Below are 21,850 nucleotides of genomic sequence, written 5' to 3' on the forward strand. Positions count from 1 at the left end.
CATACTGATGCGCGCAGCGCTCGGTCGGTTCCGCCCCGTGTGTCGCTTGTTCGTCAGAACGCGCCGGAACTCGTCGGAACTTGCTGGATGTGCGTGCGGACAGCGTTACCGTTGCCCCGGTCCGGGGCATGCGACGGCCGTACAGAGATCGCGCGCAGGTTTTGTGCGTCCGGCCAAAGGGCCGCTGAAGGCGCCGGTCCACGGCCTGTTCTCCCCGCACGGCCGACTTCGCGGGCCGCGCCCGGAATGGACGCGGCCCCTTCTTCGGTTCCGGTCACTGCTACATTTCGTTCTCCCACCAGCCGCGCGTGTCGACGTCCGCGGCGTCCGCCAGCGCCTCCAGTTCCGCGACCTCCTCGTCGGCGAGCTCGATGCCGCGAGCCCGGACCACCCCGTCGATGTGATCCGCCTTCGTGACCCCGACGATCGGGGTGGTCCCCTTGGCGATGGCCCAGGCGATGGCCACACCGGCGGCGGACGCGCCCCGGTCCTTGCCGATCGCCCCCATCCGGTCCGTCAGCTCCTGCAGCCGGGGCAGGATGCCGTTGTACACGGTCGCCCGGTTGCTCCCCTCCGGCAACGGATGCGCCGGGCTGTACCTCCCGGTCAGCGCTCCTTGTTCGAGGACCATGTAGGAGAAGAACCGCACGCCGTGCTCGCGGCAGTGGGCGAGGATGCCCGCGCGCTCGGAGCTCCGGTGCAGGAGGCTGTAGTGGTTCTGGACCGCCTCGACGCGGAAGCCGGCCTCGCCGAGGATCTGATCGGCGAGAGCGATCTCCTTCAGGTTGTGGTTGGAGACGCCCACCTGCTTGACCTTGCCGCTCCTGAGCAGTGGGATCAGAGACGGCGTCCAGCGTGCGACGTCGGCAGGATCGTGGATCCAGAAGAGATCCACATAGTCCGTACGCATGCGGTCCAGGCTCTGCTCCAGCATGTCGCCGACCGGATCGTCGCCGTCGCCCGCGAGCTGCGGGGTGAACTTCGTCGACAGCTGGTACTCGCCGCGGTGACAGCCCGCCAGTGCCTGGGCGAGGGCCGTCTCCGAGCGGCCCATGCCGTACGCCACGGCGGTGTCCCACAAGGTGAGCCCGTTCGAGTGCGCCTTCCCGACGACCTCTCGCAGGCCGGACGCGCTCAGCCGACTGCCGAAGTAGCCGTCGCCCGCCTCGCCGCTGTCTCCCCAGGCCCAGGTGCCCAACGCCACCGCCGGCACCGTCAGCGCCTTGCTCGTCATGTCGTACTCCGTTGTTCGTTCTCGGGGTCTCGGGATCGTGTCGCAACGATCGAACCCCAGGAGACCGCGGTCGCCGCCACGGGAGAAGGTCGCGTCTGTCGGGGGTACAACCTCACCCCCCTCTCGCCCGGTGACCGGCGGCTACCATGAACGGTATGGACCGACAGCCCGGAAACCGCGGCGAGACCCGGGACTTCCTGGCCGGCCGGCGTGCCAGGATCACCCCGGCACAGGTGGGGCTGCCGACCAGCGCCCGTCGCCGGGTCGCCGGACTGCGGCGCGAGGAGGTCGCCGTCCTGGCCGGCGTGAGCACGGAGTGGTACACGCGGTTGGAGAAGGGCCACATCGGCGGCGTGTCCGAAGACGTCCTCGACGCGGTCGCCCGTGCCTTGCGACTGGACGACGACGAACGCACCTACCTGTTCGACCTGGCCCGGTCATCGCGGCCCGAGCGCCGAACGCCGTCGCGCCGCAGGGACGTCGAGGTACCGCCCCGGGTCCAGTGGCTGCTCGATTCCATGACGATGTCCTCGGCGTTCGTACGCAACGGCCGCACGGACATCGTCGCCGGCAACCCTTTGGCCCGCGCCCTGCTCGCGCCGATGTTCGACAGCGACACTGTCGACAAGCGCGGACGCCCCAACATCGCCCGCTATGTCTTCCTCGACCCCGGTGCACGTGACTTCTTCGTCGACTGGGACGCCGCCGGCGTCGCCACCGCCGCCCTGCTGCGCGCCGAGGCCGGGCGCGAGCCCCGCGACCGGGCTCTGCGCGAACTCGTCGGCGAACTCTCCACCCTCAGCCCGGAGTTCCGTGGCCGATGGGCCGCGCACGACGTCCTGATGCGCCACGACGGCGTCAAACGGCTCCAGCACCCCGACGCCGGCCACCTGGAACTGACCTTCCAGTCCCTCGACCTGCCCCTGCCGGGCCGAGCCGTGCACGACCTGATCGTCTACACCGCCGAACCCGGCACCGCGTCCGAGGGCCGGCTCAAACTCCTCGCCAGTTGGGCGGCCACGCAGTCCCGGGCGGCACCGCCCACCCGCCGGTCTCCTCGGCCCGGGCCGCTCTGATCCGTCGCGGCCCGGAGGCCGGAGCGCGGACTCGACCGGCCGCGCGCAGCCCCCGTGCCCGTTGGTCATCGACCATCGTCTCGCGCGGGACAGACAGCGCCTGGCAAAGTCCTACTGGGACTGGCGGACCCTGCCCAGCACGGCCGGAGCGGCGCCGAGCCACCAGTCGGGGTCGGCGGTGCCGTCGGCTGTGGTGCCGTCGCGGCGTACGTAGTGCCGTACGTCCCGGCCGGGCTCCCGCAGCTCGCCGTTCAGGGCGCGTTCGACCCACTCGGCGCCGAAGCGGAAGGCCTCGGCGGCGACCCCGCCCAGGGGGGTGGGGCTCGTTCTCGTAGACGCGCATCTCCTTGGGGGCCGGGATGCGCTCGTAGATGGCCCGCGCCTGCTCCAGCGGCGTCAGCTCGTCGAACTCGCCGATGCCGAGCAGCACCGGCCGGGTGAGGCGGGTGACGAGGTCGCCCAGCGGCAGCAGCGCGGCCAGCTCCCGGTCGAAGCGCTCCTCGTCGCGGAAGCCGGACATGTACATGTAGTTGCGCTTGACGGTGGGCTGCGCCCGGCCGAAGATCGTGTCGAAGTCGCCGGTGACGCCCTCGAAGGCGGCCGGCGCGGCCAGGCGCGGGTCGGCGGCGGCCGCCCGCAGGCCCCAGTAGCCGCTCATGCTGATGCCGAACCTGCCGATACGCCCGGCGTCGACCTCCGGCAGGCCGGCGAGATGGTCGAGGTAACGGCTGATGGCCCGCTCGTGCACCGGCCCGGCCGGCAGGTGCAGCAGTGCGTAGAGGTGCTGCACCTCGAAGTCCAGCACCACGCGGCGCACCCGGTCCCCGCGCAGGCGGCCGAGGCGGTCGACGCAGTGGTCGGTGTGGTGGCGGAAGGCCGTCGTGCGGGGGGCGTCCGCGTCGAAGACGGAGTACTGGGCGCGGCCCCACATCACCGCGGCGCGCAGGTAGAGGTCGGCGGCGGTGCGCGCGAAGCCCTCCCGCTCGTGGTGGGCGGCGCGCCGCTCGGCCTGGCCGGCGACGGTCGCCCAGGCCTTGGGGAGCATGGCGCCGCTCTTGACGAGCGCGAAGACCGTGTCGAAGTCGGGCGCGGCCGACGCCCGGCTGCGGGGCCGCGCCACCCGCACGCCCGGCGCGCTCTCCCTCACCCACGCACGCGCCCTACGGGTGCTCACTCAGAGCGGCCCGCTCTCCATCCGCGAACTGGACACCGCGCTCGCCGACTACGACGCGGCGGCCCTCGACTCGGCGGCGGAGGTGCTGCGCCGGCTGTCGGGCATCTACGACCGGCTCTGACCCGGCCGTACGCCGTCGGGGCCGGTGCCGGCCACCAACTCCTCCACTTCCCGCTGGTAGGGGAACGACCCGGGCTCGTAGCCGCACCACGGTTCCGCGGCGTGCGGGTCGCCGGTGACGGCGTGGGCGCGGGAGCGGGAGCCGCCGCAGACGTGGCGGAACTCGCAGCGGCCGCAGCGGCCGAGCAGCCGGCCGGCGTCGCGCAGGGCGGTGAAGAGGTCCGAGTCGCGGTAGATCTCCGTCAGCGGGCGGGTGCGTACGCTGCCCGCCGCGAGGGGGAGAAAGCCGCTGGGGTGCACGGTGCCGGTGTGGGAGATGAAGACGAAGCCCCGGCCGGCGTTGACGTCCAGGGGCGGGCGGCGGGTCCGGCGGGGACCGGTGCAGAGGTCCAGTTCTTCGGCGCGCTCGCGGAGCCGGCGGTAGAGCGGGCCGAGGCGGAGGGTCCGGACGTGGTCCGCGCCCTTCGCTGCCAGGATCGCGCGTTGCAGGGCGACACGGCGGAAGTGGTGGGCTTCGGTGGTCTTGACCGGCACCGACAGTCCGATGTCGTGGAGGAAGTTGAGGACGTCCTCGGTCTCCGCCGGGCTGAGCGCGGCCAGTTGGCTGCCGCGTCCGGTCGGTACGAGGAAGAAGGCGCTCCACAGCATCACCCCGTGCTCGCGGACCAGCGCCACGATCTCCGGCAGGTCGTGCAGGTTGTGCCGGCCGACCGTGGTGTTGATCTGGACCTTCATGCCCAGGCGGCGGGCGGTGTCCCAGGCGTCCAGGGTCCAGCGGTAGACGCCGGGGACGCCGCGGAAGCCGTCGTGGAGTGCGGCGGTGGAGCCGTCCAGGCTCAGGGACAGGCCCGCCGCCCCGGCCTCGTGCACAGCGCGGAGGTTCGCGGTGGTCAGGGTCGGGGTGCCCGAGGGGGAGACGGCGACCTTTACCCCGGCCTGCGTGCCGTAAACGATCAGTTCCAGCAGATCCGGGCGCTGGAAGGGATCGCCGCCGGTGACGACGAACAGGGGAGTGGGCCGGCCGAAGGCGGCGACCTGGTCGATCAGCCCCTTGGCGGCCGCTGTGTCCAGCTCGCGGGGGTCACGGGCGGGCGTCGCGGTGGCCCGGCAGTGCAGGCAGGCCAGCGGACAGGCGCGGGTCGACTCCCAGATGACGATGAACGGCTTGTCCGCCACCGCCTGGTGCTGCCGGCGGACCGGCCGGGCGCCGGTCACCGGGGCGGGCACGGGACGGGGCGGGCGGCCGGCCGCCGGGCGTGGTCGTACATGAGCGGTACCTCCGATGTGATCACCCCCAGCATGCGGCCGGGGAGGCGCCCGCCGCCGGGGGCGGGGCGGCCCCTGAGCAGGGACGTTGGTCCCGTGTGGCCGAAAACATTCGAGGTCCTGTGGCCCTGCGGCGCGGGACGCTTCGCCCACCGTGCCCCGCACGGGCCCGCTTTAGGTTCGGTTGCATGGAGAACAAAAAGCTCAGCGGCCCGTCGGCGGCTGATGACGCACGCGGCTGGCCGCTGGCCGGCCGGCGGCTGCTCGACCGCCGCGAGGTGAGCGAGGACGGGCGCGCCGTGTTCGGCACGGGGGACCCGCGGTGGGAGGGCTTCTACCGCGACCGCTGGGCCCACGACAAGGTCGTCCGCTCCACCCACGGCGTCAACTGCACCGGGTCCTGCTCCTGGATGGTCTACGTCAAGGACGGCATCATCACCTGGGAGCACCAGGCCACCGACTATCCGTCGATCGGTGCCGACTGCCCCGAGTACGAGCCGCGGGGCTGCCCGCGCGGCGCGTCGTTCTCCTGGTACACCTACTCGCCCAGCCGGGTCCGCTACCCGTACGTACGCGGCACGCTGCTGAAGATGTGGCGGGAGGCGCGCCGCAGGCTCGGCGACCCGGTGGCCGCCTGGGCGGAGATCACCGGAGACCCGGCCAAGGCCCGCGCGTACAAGAAGGCCCGGGGCAAGGGCGGACTGGTGCGCGCCGACTGGCACGAGGTCGCCGAGCTGGTCGCCGCCGCCCAGGTGCACACCGTCAAGACCTACGGCCCCGACCGGGTGGCCGGGTTCTCGCCCATCCCCGCGATGTCGATGGCGTCCTTCGCCGCGGGGGCGCGGTTCCACTCGCTGATCGGCGGCACCCTGCTGTCCTTCTACGACTGGTACGCGGACCTGCCCGTCGCCTCGCCGCAGGTCTTCGGCGACCAGACGGACGTCCCGGAGGCCGCCGACTGGTGGAACGCCGGGTACCTGGTCATGTGGGGTTCCAACATCCCCGTCACCCGGACCCCGGACGCCCACTTCCTGACCGAGACCCGCTACAACGGCACCAAAGTCGTCGCCGTCAGCCCCGACTACGCCGACAACGTCAAGCACGCCGACGAGTGGCTGGCCCCGCATCCGGGGACGGACGGCGCCCTGGCGATGGCGATGGGCCATGTCATCCTGCGCGAGTTCCTCGTCGACCGTGCCACGCCCTACTTCGAGGACTATCTGCGCCGGTTCACCGACGCCCCGTTCCTGGTCACGCTGCGCGAGCGGGACGGCGACCTGGTGCCGGACCGCTTCCTGACCGCCGCCGACCTCGGGGAGAGCGACGAGCACGCGCGCTTCAAGACCGTCCTGGTGGACCGCCGCAGCGGCGAGCCGGTGGTCCCCAACGGGTCGCTCGGCTTCCGCTGGGGGGACGCGGGGAAGGGGCGCTGGAACCTCGAACTGGGGGACACCGAACCGGAGTTGACCCTGCTGGAAGAGGGCGGGTCGACAGCCGCCGTGGCGCTGCCGCGCTTCGACGAAGGCGCCACCGAAGGCGGCGCCGTGATGGTGCGCGGCGTCCCGGTCCGTACGGTCGGCGGCCGGCGGGTGACCACCGTCTTCGACCTGATGCTGGCGCAGTACGGGGTGCACCGCCCGGGACTGCCGGGTACGTGGCCGGCCTCGTACGACGACGCCTCCCAGCCGTACACGCCTGCCTGGCAGGAGACCGTCACCTCGGTCCCCGCGGCCCAGGCGGCCCGTATCGCCCGGGAGTTCGCCCGCAACGCCGAACGCACCGAAGGCCGCTCCATGATCGCCATGGGCGCCGGTACCAACCACTGGTTCCACTCCGACACCATCTACCGCGCCTTCCTGGCCCTGACCACCATGACGGGCTGCCAGGGCGTCAACGGCGGCGGCTGGGCCCACTACGTCGGCCAGGAGAAGGTCCGCCCCGTCACCGGACTGCAACACCTCGCATTCGCCTTCGACTGGCAGCGGCCCACCCGCCACATGGCCGGTACGTCCTACTGGTACCTGGCCACCGACCAGTGGCGTTACGAGGCCTTCGGCCCGGACGAGCTGGCCTCCCCGCTGGGCGAAGGGCGGTTCGCCGGGCGCGCCACCGCCGACTGTCTGGCCCAGGCCGTCCGCATGGGCTGGACCCCCGGCCACCCCGGCTTCGACCGCAACCCGCTGGACCTGGCCGACGAGGCGGCCGCCGCGGGCCGTCCGGTGGCCGAGCACATCGTCGAGGGGCTGACGTCCGGCACCCTGCGCTTCGCCGCCGAGGACCCGGACGACCCGGCCAACTTCCCGCGCGTACTGACCGTGTGGCGGGCCAACCTGCTGGGCTCCTCCGGCAAGGGCAACGAGTACTTCCTGCGGCACCTGCTCGGGACGGACGCGGCGGTCCGGTCCGAGGAGACGCCGCCGGGCAAGCGGCCACGGGACGTCGTCTGGCACGAGGAGGCGCCCGAGGGCAAGCTCGACCTGCTGGTCAGCATGGATTTCCGGATGACTTCCACCGGACTGTTCTCCGACGTCGTGCTGCCGGCCGCCACCTGGTACGAGAAGGACGACCTGTCCAGCACCGACATGCACCCCTTCGTGCACGCCTTCACCCCGGCCATCGCGCCGCCCTGGCAGGCACGGACCGACTACGACACTTTCCTGACCATCGCCGACCGCTTCAGCGAACTGGCGAAGGAGCACCTCGGCACCCGTACCGACGTCCTGGCCGTGCCCCTCCAGCACGACACCCCCGACGAACTGGCCCAGCCCGGCGGCATCGTCGCCGACTGGAAGGCCGGCGAGTGCGCGCCGGTCCCCGGGCGCACCATGCCCAAGCTGGTGACCGTAGAGCGGGACTACGCGGCGGTGGCGGACAAGATGCGTGCCGTCGGCCCGCTCCTGGACCGGCTCGGGACCACCACGAAGGGCGTCACCGTCCGGCCGGACGAGGAACTGGAACGGTTGCGGCGGACCAACGGCGTCCGGCGCGGCGGCGTCGCGGACGGACGGCCGTCCCTGGCCACCGCCACAGACATGTGCGAGGCGATCCTCGCGCTGTCCGGCACCACCAACGGACGGCTGGCCACCGAGGGCTTCAAGGCGCTGGAGGAACGGACCGGCACGGAGCTGGCGCACCTGTCCGCCGAGCGGGAGGCGGAACGCATCACCTTCGCCGACACCCGCGTCCAGCCCCGCTCGGTGATCACGTCCTACGAGTGGTCCGGCAGCGAGACCGGCGGGCGCCGCTACTCCCCGTTCGTCATCAACGTCGAGCACCGCAAGCCCTGGCACACCCTCACCGGCCGCCAGCACTTCTTCGTCGACCATGACTGGATGACCGAGCTGGGGGAGCAACTGCCGGTCTACCGGCCTCCGTTGAACACCGCCCGGCACTACGGCGACGAGCACCTGGGCGAGGACGGCCGGGCCGAGGTGACGGTCCGCTACCTCACCCCGCACTCCAAGTGGTCCATCCACTCCGAGTACCAGGACAACGCCTACATGCTCGCCCTGTCCCGGGGCGGTCCGGTGATCTGGATGAGCACCGCCGACGCCGAGAAGATCGGCGTCAAGGACAACGAGTGGATCGAGGCGTACAACCGCAACGGCGTCGTGGCGGCCCGCGCCGTGGTCACCCACCGGATGCCCGAGGGCACGGTGTACATGTACCACGCCAAGGACCGCACGGTGAACGTGCCGAAGACGGAGGTCAGCGGCAAGCGCGGCGGCATGCACAACTCCTTGACCCGGCTGCTGCTCAAGCCGACGCACCTGGCCGGCGGCTACGCCCAGTTCACCTACGCCTTCAACTACTACGGCCCCACCGGCAACCAGCGCGACGAGGTCACCGTCATCCGCCGCCGCGGCCAGGATGTGGAGTACTGACATGCGTGTCATGGCCCAAGTGGCGATGGTGATGAACCTCGACAAGTGCATCGGCTGCCACACCTGCTCCGTCACCTGCAAACAGACCTGGACCAACCGCACCGGCGTGGAGTACGCCTGGTTCAACAACGTCGAGACCAAGCCCGGCGTCGGCTACCCGCGCCGCTACGAGGACCAGGAACAGTGGAAGGGCGGCTGGGAGCTGGACCGGCGCGGGCGCCTGGTGCTGCGCTCCGGCGGCCGCCTCAAGCGCCTGGCCTCGCTGTTCTCCAACCCCGACCTGCCGGCCATCGAGGACTATTACGAGCCGGTCACCTACGACTACGACAACCTCGTCAGCGCCCCGGCAGGCCAGGACGTGCCTGTCGCCCGCCCCCGCTCGGTGCTCACCGGGAAGCCGACCTCCATCACCTGGGGCGCCAACTGGGAGGACGGCCTGGGCGGCGCGGCCGAGACGGCGGCCGGCGACCCCAACCTGAGCGGGGACCTGGCCGAGAAGGTGAAGTTCGAGTTCGAGCAGACCTTCCTGTTCCACCTGCCGCGGCTGTGCGAGCACTGCCTCAACCCGGCCTGCGTCTCCGCCTGCCCGTCCGGGGCGATGTACAAGCGGGCCGAGGACGGCATCGTGCTGGTCGACCAGGACCGCTGCCGCGGCTGGCGGATGTGCGTCACCGCCTGCCCGTACAAGAAGGTCTACGTCAACCACGCCACCGGCAAGGCCGAGAAGTGCACCTTCTGCTTCCCGCGCATCGAGGCCGGACAGCCCACCGTCTGCTCCGAGACCTGCGTGGGACGCCTGCGCTACCTCGGCCTGGTGCTCTACGACGCCGACCGGGTGGGCGAGGCCGCTGCCGTGGCCGACGAGCAGGATCTGCTGGACGCCCAGCGGAACGTCTTCCTCGACCCCGCCGACCCCGAAGTCCGCGCCGACGCCCGGAAGTCCGGCATTCCCGAGGACTGGATCGACGCTGCCCGCCGCTCACCCGTACGCGCCCTGATCAGCGAGTACAAGGTGGCCCTGCCGCTGCATCCGGAGTACCGCACGCTGCCCATGGTCTGGTACGTGCCGCCGCTGTCCCCGGTCCTGGACGCGGTCGGCGAGGCGGGCGGCAACGCGGAGGATCCCGACCACGTCTTCGCCGCCGTCACCCGGCTGCGCATCCCGCTGGACTACCTGGCCAACCTCTTCGCCGCCGGAGACACCGACGTCGTCGCCGGGGTGCTGATGAAACTGACCGCGCTGCGCAGCCACATGCGGCAGCGCACCCTCGGTGAGCAGGGCGACGAAAGCGCCCTCAAGGCCGTCGGTCTCACCTCCGCGCAGGCCGAGGATCTGCACCGGCTGCTGGCCGTCGCCAAGTACGCCGACCGGTACGTGGTCCCGGCCGCCCACCGGGAGGACGCCGCCGCGCTCAGCGCGATGGAGGACCGCTGCCCTGTAGAGAGCGCCGGCGCCCCGTCCGGCACCGACCGCAAAGTCATGCTCGGCATCCCCGCCCTGCGGCGACGCACCACCACCGACAGCCTCGCGGTAGACACCGCATGAGCACCCTGCGTACGCGCATCCGCCCGGCAGCCGGGCGAGCAGCCCGCCTTGGCCCCGAAGAGACCGCTCAGCGCGCGCTCCTGCTGCGGCTGCTGTCACTCCTGTTGCAGTACCCGGACGCCGAACTGACCGCTGAGCGGCCCGCGCTGGCCGCGGCCGTGAACGCACTGCCGCCCTCGCCCGCCGCCGACGAGCTGGCCGCCTTCACCGCCTGGTTCGCGGCCCAGCCCGCCGACGCACTGGAGAGCCACTACGTAGAAATCTTCGACCTGCGCCGCAAGAGCAGCCTCTACCTCACCTACTACCTGCACGGCGACACCCGCCGACGAGGCATGGCCTTGCTCACCCTCGCCCAGACCTACCGGGCCGCCGGGTGGAGCGCCGACAGCGGCGAACTCCCCGACCACCTGCCAGTCGTCCTGGAATTCGCCGCGCTGGCCGGCCCACGCGCCGGAGAAGCGCCGCTGCGCCGCCACCGGCGCGGCCTGGAACTCATCCACCACGCCCTGTCCGACGTGCAATCCCCTTACGCCGGGCTGCTGACGGCGCTGCTGTCCCTGCTGCCGCCGGCCGGCGACGCGGAGCTGGCGGCGGTGGCGAAGCTGGCCGCCGAAGGGCCGCCCGCCGAGGACGTCGGCCTCGACCCGTACAGCGGCACCGGCTTCGCCCCGCCCGGCACCTTCGTACCGCCCGCACCGGCCCGGCCGACGCTGATGCCCCCTCTGACCGGCCCCATGGGATCGGAGCCCCGCCGATGAGCGCCGCCAGCAGTCCCCTCACCGCGATGAACGGCACCGACCTGCTGCTGTGGGTCGCCGTCCCCTACATCTGCCTGGCCGTCTTCGTCGTCGGACACGTCTGGCGCTTCCGCAAGGACCAGTTCGGCTGGACCAGCCGCACCAGCCAACTGCTGGAGCACCGCTGGCTGCGCTGGGGCAGTCCGCTGTTCCACCTCGGCGCGTTCGCCGTGATCGCCGGTCATGTCGTGGGCCTGGCCGTGCCCGCGTCCTGGACGGAGGCGGTGGGCATCGGCGAGCACACCTACCACACCGTGGCGGTGGCCCTCGGCTCCGTGGCCGGTGCGGCCATGGTCGTGGGCCTGGGCATGCTCAGCGCCCGCCGTCTGCTCGCCCCGCGCATCCGCACCCGGACCAGCTCCAGCGACAAGGTGCTCTTCCCGCTGCTGGCCGTCACCGTGGTACTGGGCATCGCCGCCACCGTCGTCCACAACATCGCCGGAGGCGGGTACGACTACCGCTCCACCGTCTCGGTCTGGTTCCGCGGACTGTTCCTGCTGCAGCCGCAGCCTGGGGCGATCTCCGGCGCACCCCTGTTGTTCCAGCTGCACGCCCTGACCGCGTGCCTGCTGTTCGCGGCCTGGCCCTTCACCCGGCTCGTCCACGTGTGGAGCGCGCCCGTCGGATACCTGCGCCGCCCGTACCTGGTCTACCGGCGCAAGCAGGCCGCTCCGGCGTACGACCGGTCCCCGGCCGCCCCTGCCCGGCGCGGCCCGGCCGGAGCCAAGGCGTCCCGGTGAAGCCGGCCGCCGTACACCCCGGGCGCCGCTCCCGAGGAACGCGGCGAAAAATGGCCCGTCTCCTGACGGGCGGGTTCGATGAAGCTGAACGACGGGAGCCGCAGGGCGGTGCCGGGACCCCGGGTCCCGCACCGGTCGGCTCGCGGAACGACACGACCGAGAGGCACACCATGCGCCCGCATGAGGACACCACCGGCAGCACGTCAGCGAGGGCGGCGGGCCACACCTCCCCGGCCGGCCGGCCGTGGACGATGCTCACGCTGGCCACGCTGGGCTTCGCCGTCAACTTCTGGGCGTGGGCGCTGCTCAGCCCGCTGGGCCCGCGCTTCAAGGAGACCCTGGCCCTCAGCTCGTTCGAGCAGTCCTTGCTGGTGGCGGTGCCCGTCGTGGTGGGCTCGCTGGGACGCGTCCCGGTGGGCGCGCTGACCGACCGCTTCGGCGGCCGGGCGATGTTCCCCCTGGTGTCAGCCGCGACGATCGTGCCGGTGCTCTATCTGGGCCTGTTCGGTCACTCCTCGCTGATCGCGCTGCTGATCGGCGGGTTCTTCCTGGGCATCGGGGGCACGGCCTTCGCCGTCGGCGTGCCGTTCGTCAACCGCTGGTTCCCGCCGGAACGGCGCGGGACGGCGATCGGTGTCTTCGGCGCGGGCATGGGCGGCACCGCCATCAGCGCACTGACCACCGTCAAGCTGGTCGACGCGCACGGCATGGCCAACCCGTTCCTGATCACCGCGGCGGCGCTCGCCGTCTACGCGGTGCTGGCGGCCGTACTGCTGCGGGACGCGCCCGGCCGTACCGTACCGACCGAGCCGCTGGCCCGCCGACTCGCCGACACCGCCCGCCTGGCCGTCACCTGGCAGGCATCCGCCCTGTACGCCGTGGCGTTCGGCGGCTACGTCGCCTTCTCGGTCTATCTGCCGACCTACCTGAAGACCGGTTACGGACTCGGTCAGGCCGACGCCGCCAACCGGATGGCCGGCTTCGTCCTGCTGGCGGTGGCCATGCGCCCGGTCGGCGGCTGGCTGTCGGACAAGCTGGGCTCGGTCCGCGTGCTCGCCGCGTCCCTGGCGGTCGTCGTGGTGGGCGCCGCCGTCCAGTCGGCCACCCCGCCACTCGCCCCGCTGGGCACCGTCGCCTTCCTGGCCATGGCCGCCGCGCTCGGCGCGGGCAGCGGCGCCACCTTCGCGCTGGTGGCCCTGCTGGCCCCGGCGAACAAGGTCGGCTCGGTCACCGGCGTGGTCGGTGCGGCGGGTGGACTGGGCGGCTTCGTCCCCCCGATCGTCATGGGCGTGATCTTCAGCGCCACGGGGAGCTACGCCCTCGGCCTGATCCTCCTGGCCCTGGTCTCGGCCGCCGCCCTGGCCTTCACCGTCACCCGGGTCCGGCGGGCCGCCGCTTCCGGGGGCACGTCACCGTGATGGCGCAAGCGGCCCGGTGAATCTCAGCAGGTCCGAAGAAGGGCACCCCTGAGGCGCCCGCAGAAAGGCAGCGCAGCCCGATGAACGCAACCACCACCCCGCACCCCGGCTCTTCCTCCCTGCCCGCGCCCACCCTTCCAGAGCCGGGGGAGCAGCGGCCGCACGTCGTGGTCGTGGGCGGCGGCATCGCCGGGCTGACCGCTGCCGCCCGCCTCAGCGGCGCGGCGGGCGGCAGCGGTTCCGGGGCCCGGGTGACGCTGCTGGAGTCCGCCGGGCGGCTCGGCGGCAAGCTCCTGTGCGGGGAGGTCGGCGGCGTACCCGTGGACCTGGGGGCCGAGGCGTTGTTCGCGCGGCAGCCGTCCGCCGTGGAACTGGCCCGGGAGGTCGGGCTGGGGGAGGAACTGGAGCCTCCGGCCACGGCGGAGGCCGCACTGTGGACCCGCTGCGCGCTCCGCCCCCTGCCCCGGGGCCACCTGATGGGCATACCCGCCGACCTCGACTCCCTGGCCGCTTGCGGCGTGCTGTCCGCCGACGGCCTCGCGCGCGCCCGCCAGGACCTGACGCTCCCGCGTACGGACGTGGGCGACGACATCGCCGTCGGCCGGTACGTGGCCGCCCGGCTGGGGCAGGAAGTGGTCGACCGGCTCGTCGAACCCCTCCTCGGTGGTGTGTACGCCGGGCACGCCGACGGCATCTCCCTGCGCGCCGCCCTGCCGCAGCTGCTTTCCGTCGCCCGCGAGGAGCGGTCCCTGCTCGAAGGCATCCGCCGGATGCGGACACCGGCGCCCGGCGCGCCGGAGCCCGAGGCGCCGAGGCCCGGCGCGGCCGTGCCCCCGTTCCGGAGCGTACGGGGCGGACTGGGCCGACTGCCCCTGGCCGTCGCCCAGGCGTGCCGGGCCGCGGGCGTGGACATCCGTACCGCCACCGCGGCCCGCACGCTGCGCCGTACCGGACACGGGTGGCGGCTGACGGTACGGGGCGCAGGCGGTGAACAGCGGCTCGAAGCGGACGCCGTGGTACTCGCCGTACCCGCGCCCGCCGCCGCCCGGCTGCTGGCCGACGAGGTGCCGGCCGCGGCCGCCGCGCTGCGCGTCGTCGAGTACGCGGACATGGCCCTGGTCACCCTGGTCTTCGACCGCGCCGACCTGCCGGGCGGCCTGCCGGGCAGCGGCTTCCTGGTCCCGCCGGTGGACGGGCGCCTCATCAAGGCGGCCACGTTCCTGACCGGCAAATGGGCGTGGCCGGGCCGGTGCGCGCCCGGCAAGGTCGTGGTGCGCACGTCGGTCGGCCGGCACGGGGAAGACACCGCCCTGCGCCTCGACGACAAGGAACTGGTGGCCCGTTCGCGCACCGAGCTGTCCGCCGCGACCGGCCTGACGGCCGTTCCGTACGACACCGCCGTCACCCGCTGGGCCACCGGCCTGCCGCAGTACACCGTCGGCCACACCGTCCGGATCGCCCGCGTGCGGGAGTACCTCGGACGGCTCGGCACACTGGCGGTGTGCGGGGCCGCGTACGACGGCGTCGGCATCACCAGTTGCGTCGAGGGTGCCGGGCGGGCGGCCGAGGTGATCACGGCGTCGCTCGACGCCCGCCGCCAGGGGTGAGGAAAACTGGCGCAGCACTCATGGTGCGGTGCCCCCGCTTTCCGTGGAAAGTGACCGTGTAGCCGCTAGCGGCGAACCGATCGCGATTCGAACGGGCAGGCGTGCCCGGAAGCGGAGTGGCGCGGTGAGTACCGGACCCCATCCGGAGCAACGCACGGGCCTGGACGGCCCGCTGGCCGAGGTGCTGGTCGGCAGCCGCCGCTTCTTCACCCGTGCCCAGGTGTCGGACGACAAGCGCACGCTGTACCGGATCGGCGGGCGCGCGGCGGACGCCTTCTACCGGGACCGCTGGTCGCACGACAAGGTGGTGCGCTCCACGCACGGCGTGAACTGCACCGGTTCCTGCTCGTGGAAGGTGTACGTCAAGGACGGCATCATCACCTGGGAGGCGCAGCAGACCGACTACCCGTCGGTGGGCCCCGACCGCCCGGAGTACGAGCCACGCGGCTGCCCGCGCGGCGCGGCGTTCTCCTGGTACACCTACTCGCCGACCCGCGTCCGCTACCCGTACGTACGCGGCGTGCTGCTCCAGATGTACCGGGAGGCGAAGGCCCGCCTGGGTGATCCGGTCGCGGCCTGGGCGGACCTCGTCTCCGACCCCGAGCGCGCCCGCCGCTACAAGGCGGCGCGCGGCAAGGGCGGACTGCTGCGGGCGAGCTGGGAGGAGGCGGCGGAGCTGGTCGCCGCCGCGCATGTGCACACCGTCAAGGAGTACGGACCGGACCGGCTGGCGGGTTTCTCGCCCATCCCGGCCATGTCGATGGTCTCGCACGCGGCCGGGGCGCGGTTCTACTCGCTGCTCGGCGGGGTGATGCTGTCGTTCTACGACTGGTACGCCGACCTGCCCGTCGCCTCGCCGCAGGTCTTCGGCGACCAGACGGACGTCCCCGAGTCCGGCGACTGGTGGGACGCCGGTTACCTGATCATGTGGGGCTCCAACCTGCCGGTGACCCGCACGCCCGACGCGCACTGGATGGCCGAGGCGCGCTACCGGGGCCAGAAGGTCGTCGCGGTGGCCCCGGACTACGCGGACAACGTGAAGTTCGCCGACGAGTGGCTGGCCGCCCAGCCGGGCACCGACGGCGCCCTGGCCATGGCCATGGGGCACGTCGTGCTGAAGGAGTTCTTCGTCGACCGGGAGACAAAACCTTTCCTCGCGTACGTGAAGCGCTACACCGATCTGCCGTTCCTGGTCGTCCTGGACGAGTCGGAGCCCGGCCGGTACACGCCGGGCAAGTTCCTGACCGCCGCCGACCTCGGCGGCGAGCCGCACGAGGCGGGCGCGGTGGAGAACGCGCAGTTCAAGACGGTACTGCTGGACGCCGTCACGGGCCGCCCGGTGGTGCCGAACGGCACGCTCGGCCACCGCTACGGCGCGTCGGACGCCGGCCGCTGGAACCTCGACCTCGGCGACACCGACCCGCTGCTGACGGCCGCCGGCGGGGGAGAGGCGCCCGTACGGGTGGAACTGCCCCGCTTCGACGCCCCCGACGGAAAGGCCGGGCGGCTGCTGCGCGGCGTACCCGTCCGGCAGGTCGCCGGGAAGACCGTCACCACCGTCTACGACCTGCTGCTGGCCCAGTACGGGGTGGCCCGCGAGGGACTGCCCGGCCGGTGGCCGGCGGGCTACGACGACCCGGCGGAGCCGTACACCCCCGCCTGGCAGGAGCCGATCACCGGTGTGGTGGCGGAGCAGGCGGCCCGGATCGCCCGGGAGTTCGCCGCCAACGCCGAGGAGTCCGGCGGCCGCTCCATGATCATCATGGGCGCCGGGGCCAACCACTGGTTCCACTCCGACACCGTCTACCGCGCCTTCCTGACCCTGACCACCCTCACCGGCTGCCAGGGCGTCAACGGCGGCGGCTGGGCCCACTACGTCGGCCAGGAGAAGGTCCGGCCGATCACCGGCTACTCCGTCCTGGCCACCGCCGCCGACTGGAACCGGCCCGCCCGGCAGATGATCCAGACCGCCTACTGGTACCTGCACACCGACCAGTTCCGCTACGACCCCTTCAGCGCCGACACCCTCGCCGCCGCCTCCGCCGGCGGCACCTTCGCCGGCCGGACCACGGCCGACGTCATCGCGCAGTCCGCCCGCCTGGGCTGGATGCCCTCCTACCCCACCTTCGACCGCAACCCGCTCACCCTCGCCGCCGACGCCGAGGCCGCCGGGAAGGAGGTGGGCCCGTACGTGGTGGACGAACTGCGGGCCGGGCGGCTGCGGTTCGCGTGCGAGGACCCCGACGCGCCGGAGAACTTCCCCAGGGTGCTCACGGTGTGGCGCGCCAATCTGCTGGGCTCCTCCGCCAAGGGCAACGAGTACTTCCTCAAGCACCTGCTGGGCACCGACTCCGCCGTCCGCGCCGCCGAAGCCCCCGAGGGCGCCCGTCCCCGCGACGTGACCTGGCGCGAGCAGGCCCCCACCGGGAAGCTCGACCTGCTGCTGTCCATGGACTTCCGGATGACCAGCACCACCCTCTACTCCGACGTGGTGCTGCCGGCCGCCACCTGGTACGAGAAGCACGACCTCAACACCACCGACATGCACCCGTACGTGCACGCGTTCAGCCCGGCCATCGCCCCGCCCTGGCAGACCCGCACCGACTTCGACACCTTCCACACCCTCGCCCGGGCCTTCAGCCGCCTGGCCGCCGATCACCTCGGCACCGTCACCGACGTGGTGGCCGCCCCGCTGCTCCACGACACGCCCGATGCCATGGCCACCCCGCACGGCCGCGTGACGGACTGGAAGGACGGGCAGTGCGCGCCCGTCCCCGGCCGGACCATGCCCAAGCTGGTCACCGTCGAACGCGACTACGCCGCCGTCGCCGAGAAGATGGCCGCCCTGGGCCCGCTGCTGGACACGCTGGGCGCCACCACCAAGGGCGTCACCTTCGACGTCGGCCGCGAGCTGGAGTACCTGCGGCACCAGAACGGCACCGTACGCGGGGGAGTGGCCGACGGGCGGCCCGCCCTCGCCCGCGACGTCCAGGCGTGCGAGGCGATCCTCGCCCTGTCGGGCACCACCAACGGCCACCTGGCCGCCCAGGGCTTCCGTACCCTCGAAGCCCGTACCGGCACCCGGCTGGCGGACCTGGCGGCCGAACACGAGGGCAAGCAGATCACCTTCGCCGACACCCAGGCCCGGCCGGTCCCCGTCATCACCTCTCCCGAGTGGTCCGGCTCGGAGGCCGGCGGACGCCGCTACGCGCCGTTCACCATCAACACCGAACGCCTCAAGCCCTGGCACACCCTCACGGGGCGGCAGCACTTCTTCCTCGACCACGACTGGATCGCGGAGCTGGGCGAGGGACTGCCGGTCTACCGGCCGCCGCTGGACATGGCCGCCCTCTTCGGCGAGCCTGAGGTCGGCGCGACTGGCGAACTGGGCGTCACCGTCCGGTACTTGACCCCGCACAACAAGTGGTCCATCCACTCGGAGTACCAGGACAACCTGTTCATGCTCTCCCTCTCGCGCGGCGGGCCGACGGTGTGGATGAGCCAGGAGGACGCCGCGAAGATCGGCGTCGCGGACAACGACTGGATCGAGGCGGTCAACCGCAACGGAGTCGTCGTCGCCCGCGCGGTCGTCTCCCACCGGATGCCGGAGGGCACCGTCTACATGCACCACGCCCAGGACCGGCTCATCGACGTCCCCCGCACCGAGACCACCGGCCGCCGCGGCGGCATCCACAACTCCCTGACCCGGCTGCTGATCAAGCCCAGCCACCTCATCGGCGGCTACGCCCAGCTGTCCTTCGCCTTCAACTACCTCGGCCCCACCGGCAACCAGCGCGACGAGGTCACCGTCATCCGCCGCCGCTCCCAGGAGGTGACGTACTGACATGAAGGTCATGGCCCAGATGGCGATGGTGATGAACCTCGACAAGTGCATCGGCTGCCACACCTGCTCGGTCACCTGCAAACAGGCATGGACCAACCGCACCGGGGTGGAGTACGTCTGGTTCAACAACGTCGAGACCCGGCCGGGACAGGGCTACCCGCGCCGCTACGAGGACCAGGAGACCTGGCAGGGCGGCTGGCGGCTCAACCGGCGCGGGCGGCTCACGCTCAAGGCCGGCGGCCGCTTCAAGAAGCTGATCACGATCTTCTCCAACCCCAAGCTGCCCACCCTGGACGACTACTACCAGCCCTGGACGTACGACTACGAGACCCTGACCAACGCCCCGCTCCAGGAGCACACCCCCGTCGCCCGCCCCAAGTCGCTGACCACCGGCGCGGACATGAAGATCACCTGGTCGGCCAACTGGGACGACGACCTCGCCGGAGCACCGCGGCACGCCGCCCGGGACGTGCTGCTGGCCGGGCTCGCCGACAAGGTGAAGTTCGAGTTCGAGCAGACCTTCATGTTCTACCTGCCGCGGATCTGCGAACACTGCCTCAACCCCTCGTGCGTGGCCTCCTGCCCCTCCGGCGCGATCTACAAGCGCACCGAGGACGGCATCGTCCTCGTCGACCAGGACCGCTGCCGCGGCTGGCGGATGTGTGTGACCGGCTGCCCGTACAAGAAGGTGTACTTCAACCACCGCACCGGCAAGGCCGAGAAGTGCACGTTCTGCTTCCCGCGCGTCGAAGTCGGCCTGCCCACCGTCTGCGCCGAGACCTGCGTCGGGCGCCTGCGCTACATCGGCCTGGTCCTCTACGACGCCGACCGCGTCCTCGAAGCCGCCACCACCCCCGACGACCGGGACCTGTACGAGGCCCAGCGCCGCGTCCTCCTCGACCCGCACGACCCCGACGTGATCGCCGCCGCCGGGCGCGACGGCATCCCGCGCGACTGGATCGAGGCCGCCCAGCGCTCGCCGGTCCACTCCCTGATCAGCACGTACCGGGTGGCCCTGCCGCTGCACCCGGAGTACCGCACCCTGCCGATGGTCTGGTACATCCCGCCGCTGTCGCCGGTGGTCGACGCGGTCCGGGGCACCGGACACGACGCGGAGGACCGCCGCAACCTGTTCGCCGCCATCGACGCGCTGCGCATCCCCGTGGAATATCTCGCGGAACTGTTCACCGTCGGCGACCCGGCACCCGTCGAGGCCGTACTCCGGCGGCTGGCCGCCATGCGCAGCTACCTGCGCGACATCAACCTCGGCCGCGAGCCCGACGCCGCGATCCCTGAAGCCGTCGGCATGGGCGAGGAGGAGATGTACGAGATGTACCGGCTGCTGGCACTGGCCAAGTACGACGAGCGCTACGTCATCCCGCCCGCGCACGCCGAACAGGCCCACGGCCTGGAGGAACTGGCCACCGAATGCAGCCTCGACCGCGAGGGCGGGCCCGGCATGGGAGGCGACGTTCCCGGCGCGGGGCGCCCGGCGGGCAGCTCCGGCCCGTTCGGGGAGTCCTCGGGCGGAAACTCGCCGGTCGCCGTGGAGAACTTCCGCATGCTGCACGACCGCCAGACCTCCGACACCCTCACCGACCCGGCCGACGAGGAAGCCCGCGTCAACCTCCTCAACTGGGACGGCAAGGGCAGGCCGCAGGGGCTGTTCCCGCGCCGGTCCGGAAGCCGGGAAAGTCCTCCGCCCGGGCCGGCCGACGGTACCGGCCCGAACGACGAGAGCGAGCCGAAACCGTGACCGACCACCCTCCCGCCCCCGTACGCGAACCGGCCTGGCAGGTCCAGTCGCTGCTGCTGGCCTATCCCGACGAGCACTTCTCCTGGCGCGTACGCCTGGCCCGCCAGGCCGCGACGGCGCTGCCCGAACCGGTCGCGGCCCCCTTGCTCCGCTTCCTCGACCACGTGGCGGCGGCCGACACCGAGGACCTGGCCGCCGCATACGTGCGGATCTTTGACCACAGAAAGCGCTGCTGCCCGTTCCTGACCTACTATTCCTGCGGAGACACCCGCAAGCGCGGCGTCGCGCTGCTCCGCATGAAGACGGCCTACGCCGCCGCCGGGCTGCGGCTGTCCGACGACGAACTCCCCGACCACCTCGCCGTCGTCCTGGAATTCGCCGCCGCCGAGCCCGAGCCCGGCCGGCGCCTGCTGCTGGACCACCGGGCCGGTCTGGAACTGCTCCGCCTGGCCCTGCACGACGCGTCCGCGCCCTGGGCACACGTCCTGGACTCGGTGTCGGCGACCCTGCCGCCGCTGGCCGGGGACGAGCGGACGGCCGTCGCCCGGCTCGCCGCCGAAGGCCCGCCCGAGGAACAGGTGGGACTGGCCCCCTTCGCACCGCCCGCGCACCTGCCCGACCCGGTGGGAGGCCGCCGGTGAACATCCTGCTGTGGGTGGTGCTGCCGTACGTCGCGCTGGTCGTGTTCATCGGCGGACACGTCTGGCGCTACCGCTACGACAAGTTCGGCTGGACCACCCGCTCGTCCCAGCTCCACGAGAACCGCCTGCTGCGCATCGGCAGCCCGCTGTTCCACTTCGGCATCCTGCTGGTGGTCGTCGGGCACGTCGTCGGCCTGCTGATCCCGCACGGCTGGACCGAGGCCGCCGGGATCACCGAGCACACCTACCACGTCACCGCCGTCGCCCTGGGCACCGTCGCGGGCGTGTGCACACTCGGCGGCCTGGCCGTCCTCGTCTACCGGCGGCGCACCGTCGGACCGGTCTTCAGCGCCACCACCCGCAACGACAAGCTGATGTACGTCATGCTCACCCTCGCCCTGGTGCTGGGGCTGGCCGCCACGGTCGACGCCAACATCGCCGGCGCGGGGTACGACTACCGCACCACCATCTCCCCCTGGTTCCGGTCCGTCCTCTCCTTCCGCCCCGCCCCCGCCCTGATGAGCGGCGTGCCGCTGCTGTACCAGCTCCACGCGCTCAGCGCGCTGGCCCTGTTCGCCGTCTGGCCGTTCACCCGGCTCGTCCACATGCTCACCGCGCCCCTGGGCTACCTCACCCGCCCGTACATCGTCTACCGCAGCCGCGACGCGCAGCTGGGCGCACGCCCTCCCCGGCGGGGCTGGGAACGCGTCCGGTGAACGGCGGGACCTTCGGCCCTACCGGAAGCGG

At 72.3% G+C, this 21,850-nt stretch carries 15 protein-coding genes; 12 read left to right on the plus strand and 3 right to left on the minus strand.

Going from position 1 to position 21,850, the window contains the following annotated elements; translation table 11 throughout:
• Positions 1-280: 280 nt before the first annotated feature.
• Positions 281-1,234 (minus strand): aldo/keto reductase, encoded by a 954-nt coding sequence (locus tag OEIGOIKO_RS39325; RefSeq protein WP_125058059.1) that lies wholly within the window; start codon positions 1,232-1,234, stop codon positions 281-283.
• A gap of 155 nt (positions 1,235-1,389) precedes the next feature.
• Here OEIGOIKO_RS39325 and OEIGOIKO_RS39330 point away from each other — a divergent pair, with 155 nt between their 5' ends.
• Positions 1,390-2,310 (plus strand): helix-turn-helix transcriptional regulator, encoded by a 921-nt coding sequence (locus OEIGOIKO_RS39330; RefSeq protein WP_125058060.1) that lies wholly within the window; start codon positions 1,390-1,392, stop codon positions 2,308-2,310.
• On the opposite strand, the gene OEIGOIKO_RS39335 is transcribed toward OEIGOIKO_RS39330, so the two are convergent.
• Complete coding sequence (locus tag OEIGOIKO_RS39335) at positions 2,228-3,355, minus strand: acetylxylan esterase (protein WP_246177871.1); 1,128 nt, start codon at positions 3,353-3,355, stop codon at positions 2,228-2,230. The two genes, OEIGOIKO_RS39330 and OEIGOIKO_RS39335, sit on opposite strands and share 83 nt — an antisense overlap.
• A 10-nt stretch (positions 3,356-3,365) precedes the next feature.
• Here OEIGOIKO_RS39335 and OEIGOIKO_RS39340 point away from each other — a divergent pair, with 10 nt between their 5' ends.
• Positions 3,366-3,605: a hypothetical protein gene (locus OEIGOIKO_RS39340; protein WP_218040037.1), complete on the plus strand. Its 240-nt coding sequence runs from the start codon at positions 3,366-3,368 to the stop codon at positions 3,603-3,605.
• Here OEIGOIKO_RS39340 and OEIGOIKO_RS39345 read toward each other — a convergent pair.
• A complete protein-coding gene (locus tag OEIGOIKO_RS39345) occupies positions 3,590-4,831 on the minus strand; it encodes a TIGR04053 family radical SAM/SPASM domain-containing protein (protein ID WP_170251982.1) in 1,242 nt (413 codons plus the stop codon). The genes OEIGOIKO_RS39340 and OEIGOIKO_RS39345 overlap by 16 nt on opposite strands.
• Before the next feature lie 227 nt (positions 4,832-5,058).
• Between OEIGOIKO_RS39345 and OEIGOIKO_RS39350 the strand changes: the two genes are divergently transcribed.
• The 10 genes from OEIGOIKO_RS39350 to narI (OEIGOIKO_RS39395) all read left to right on the plus strand — a co-directional run bounded on the left by OEIGOIKO_RS39350 (position 5,059) and on the right by narI (OEIGOIKO_RS39395) (position 21,819).
• Positions 5,059-8,754 carry a nitrate reductase subunit alpha gene (locus OEIGOIKO_RS39350; RefSeq protein ID WP_125058062.1) on the plus strand — a complete coding sequence of 1,232 codons (3,696 nt, stop codon included), beginning with the start codon at positions 5,059-5,061 and terminating at the stop codon, positions 8,752-8,754.
• A gap of 1 nt (position 8,755) precedes the next feature.
• Positions 8,756-10,300 (plus strand): nitrate reductase subunit beta, encoded by a 1,545-nt coding sequence (gene narH / locus OEIGOIKO_RS39355; protein ID WP_170251983.1) that lies wholly within the window; start codon positions 8,756-8,758, stop codon positions 10,298-10,300.
• Positions 10,297-11,058, plus strand: coding sequence for a nitrate reductase molybdenum cofactor assembly chaperone (gene narJ / locus OEIGOIKO_RS39360; RefSeq protein ID WP_125058064.1), 762 nt, complete (start codon positions 10,297-10,299; stop codon positions 11,056-11,058). The genes narH (OEIGOIKO_RS39355) and narJ (OEIGOIKO_RS39360) overlap by 4 nt, the downstream gene beginning before the upstream one ends.
• Positions 11,055-11,837, plus strand: a complete 783-nt coding sequence (gene narI / locus OEIGOIKO_RS39365) for a respiratory nitrate reductase subunit gamma (RefSeq protein WP_125058065.1) — start codon at positions 11,055-11,057, stop codon at positions 11,835-11,837. Before narJ (OEIGOIKO_RS39360) ends, narI (OEIGOIKO_RS39365) begins: the two co-directional genes overlap by 4 nt.
• Before the next feature lie 170 nt (positions 11,838-12,007).
• On the plus strand, positions 12,008-13,255 hold the full coding sequence (locus OEIGOIKO_RS39370) for an MFS transporter (RefSeq protein WP_125058066.1): 1,248 nt from the start codon (positions 12,008-12,010) through the stop codon (positions 13,253-13,255).
• Positions 13,256-13,335: 80 nt separating this feature from the next.
• Positions 13,336-14,862 (plus strand): protoporphyrinogen oxidase, encoded by a 1,527-nt coding sequence (gene hemG / locus OEIGOIKO_RS39375; protein WP_125058067.1) that lies wholly within the window; start codon positions 13,336-13,338, stop codon positions 14,860-14,862.
• 124 nt (positions 14,863-14,986) lie between these two features.
• Complete coding sequence (locus OEIGOIKO_RS39380) at positions 14,987-18,706, plus strand: nitrate reductase subunit alpha (RefSeq protein ID WP_125058068.1); 3,720 nt, start codon at positions 14,987-14,989, stop codon at positions 18,704-18,706.
• 1 nt (position 18,707) lies between these two features.
• Positions 18,708-20,462: a nitrate reductase subunit beta gene (gene narH, locus OEIGOIKO_RS39385; RefSeq protein WP_125058069.1), complete on the plus strand. Its 1,755-nt coding sequence runs from the start codon at positions 18,708-18,710 to the stop codon at positions 20,460-20,462.
• Positions 20,459-21,103, plus strand: a complete 645-nt coding sequence (narJ, locus tag OEIGOIKO_RS39390; protein WP_125058070.1) for a nitrate reductase molybdenum cofactor assembly chaperone — start codon at positions 20,459-20,461, stop codon at positions 21,101-21,103. Before narH (OEIGOIKO_RS39385) ends, narJ (OEIGOIKO_RS39390) begins: the two co-directional genes overlap by 4 nt.
• Positions 21,100-21,819 (plus strand): respiratory nitrate reductase subunit gamma, encoded by a 720-nt coding sequence (gene narI, locus OEIGOIKO_RS39395; RefSeq protein ID WP_125058071.1) that lies wholly within the window; start codon positions 21,100-21,102, stop codon positions 21,817-21,819. Before narJ (OEIGOIKO_RS39390) ends, narI (OEIGOIKO_RS39395) begins: the two co-directional genes overlap by 4 nt.
• Positions 21,820-21,850 lie beyond the last annotated feature (31 nt).

It is taken from the genome of Streptomyces paromomycinus, from assembly GCF_003865155.1.
GTDB lineage: Bacteria > Actinomycetota > Actinomycetes > Streptomycetales > Streptomycetaceae > Streptomyces > Streptomyces chrestomyceticus.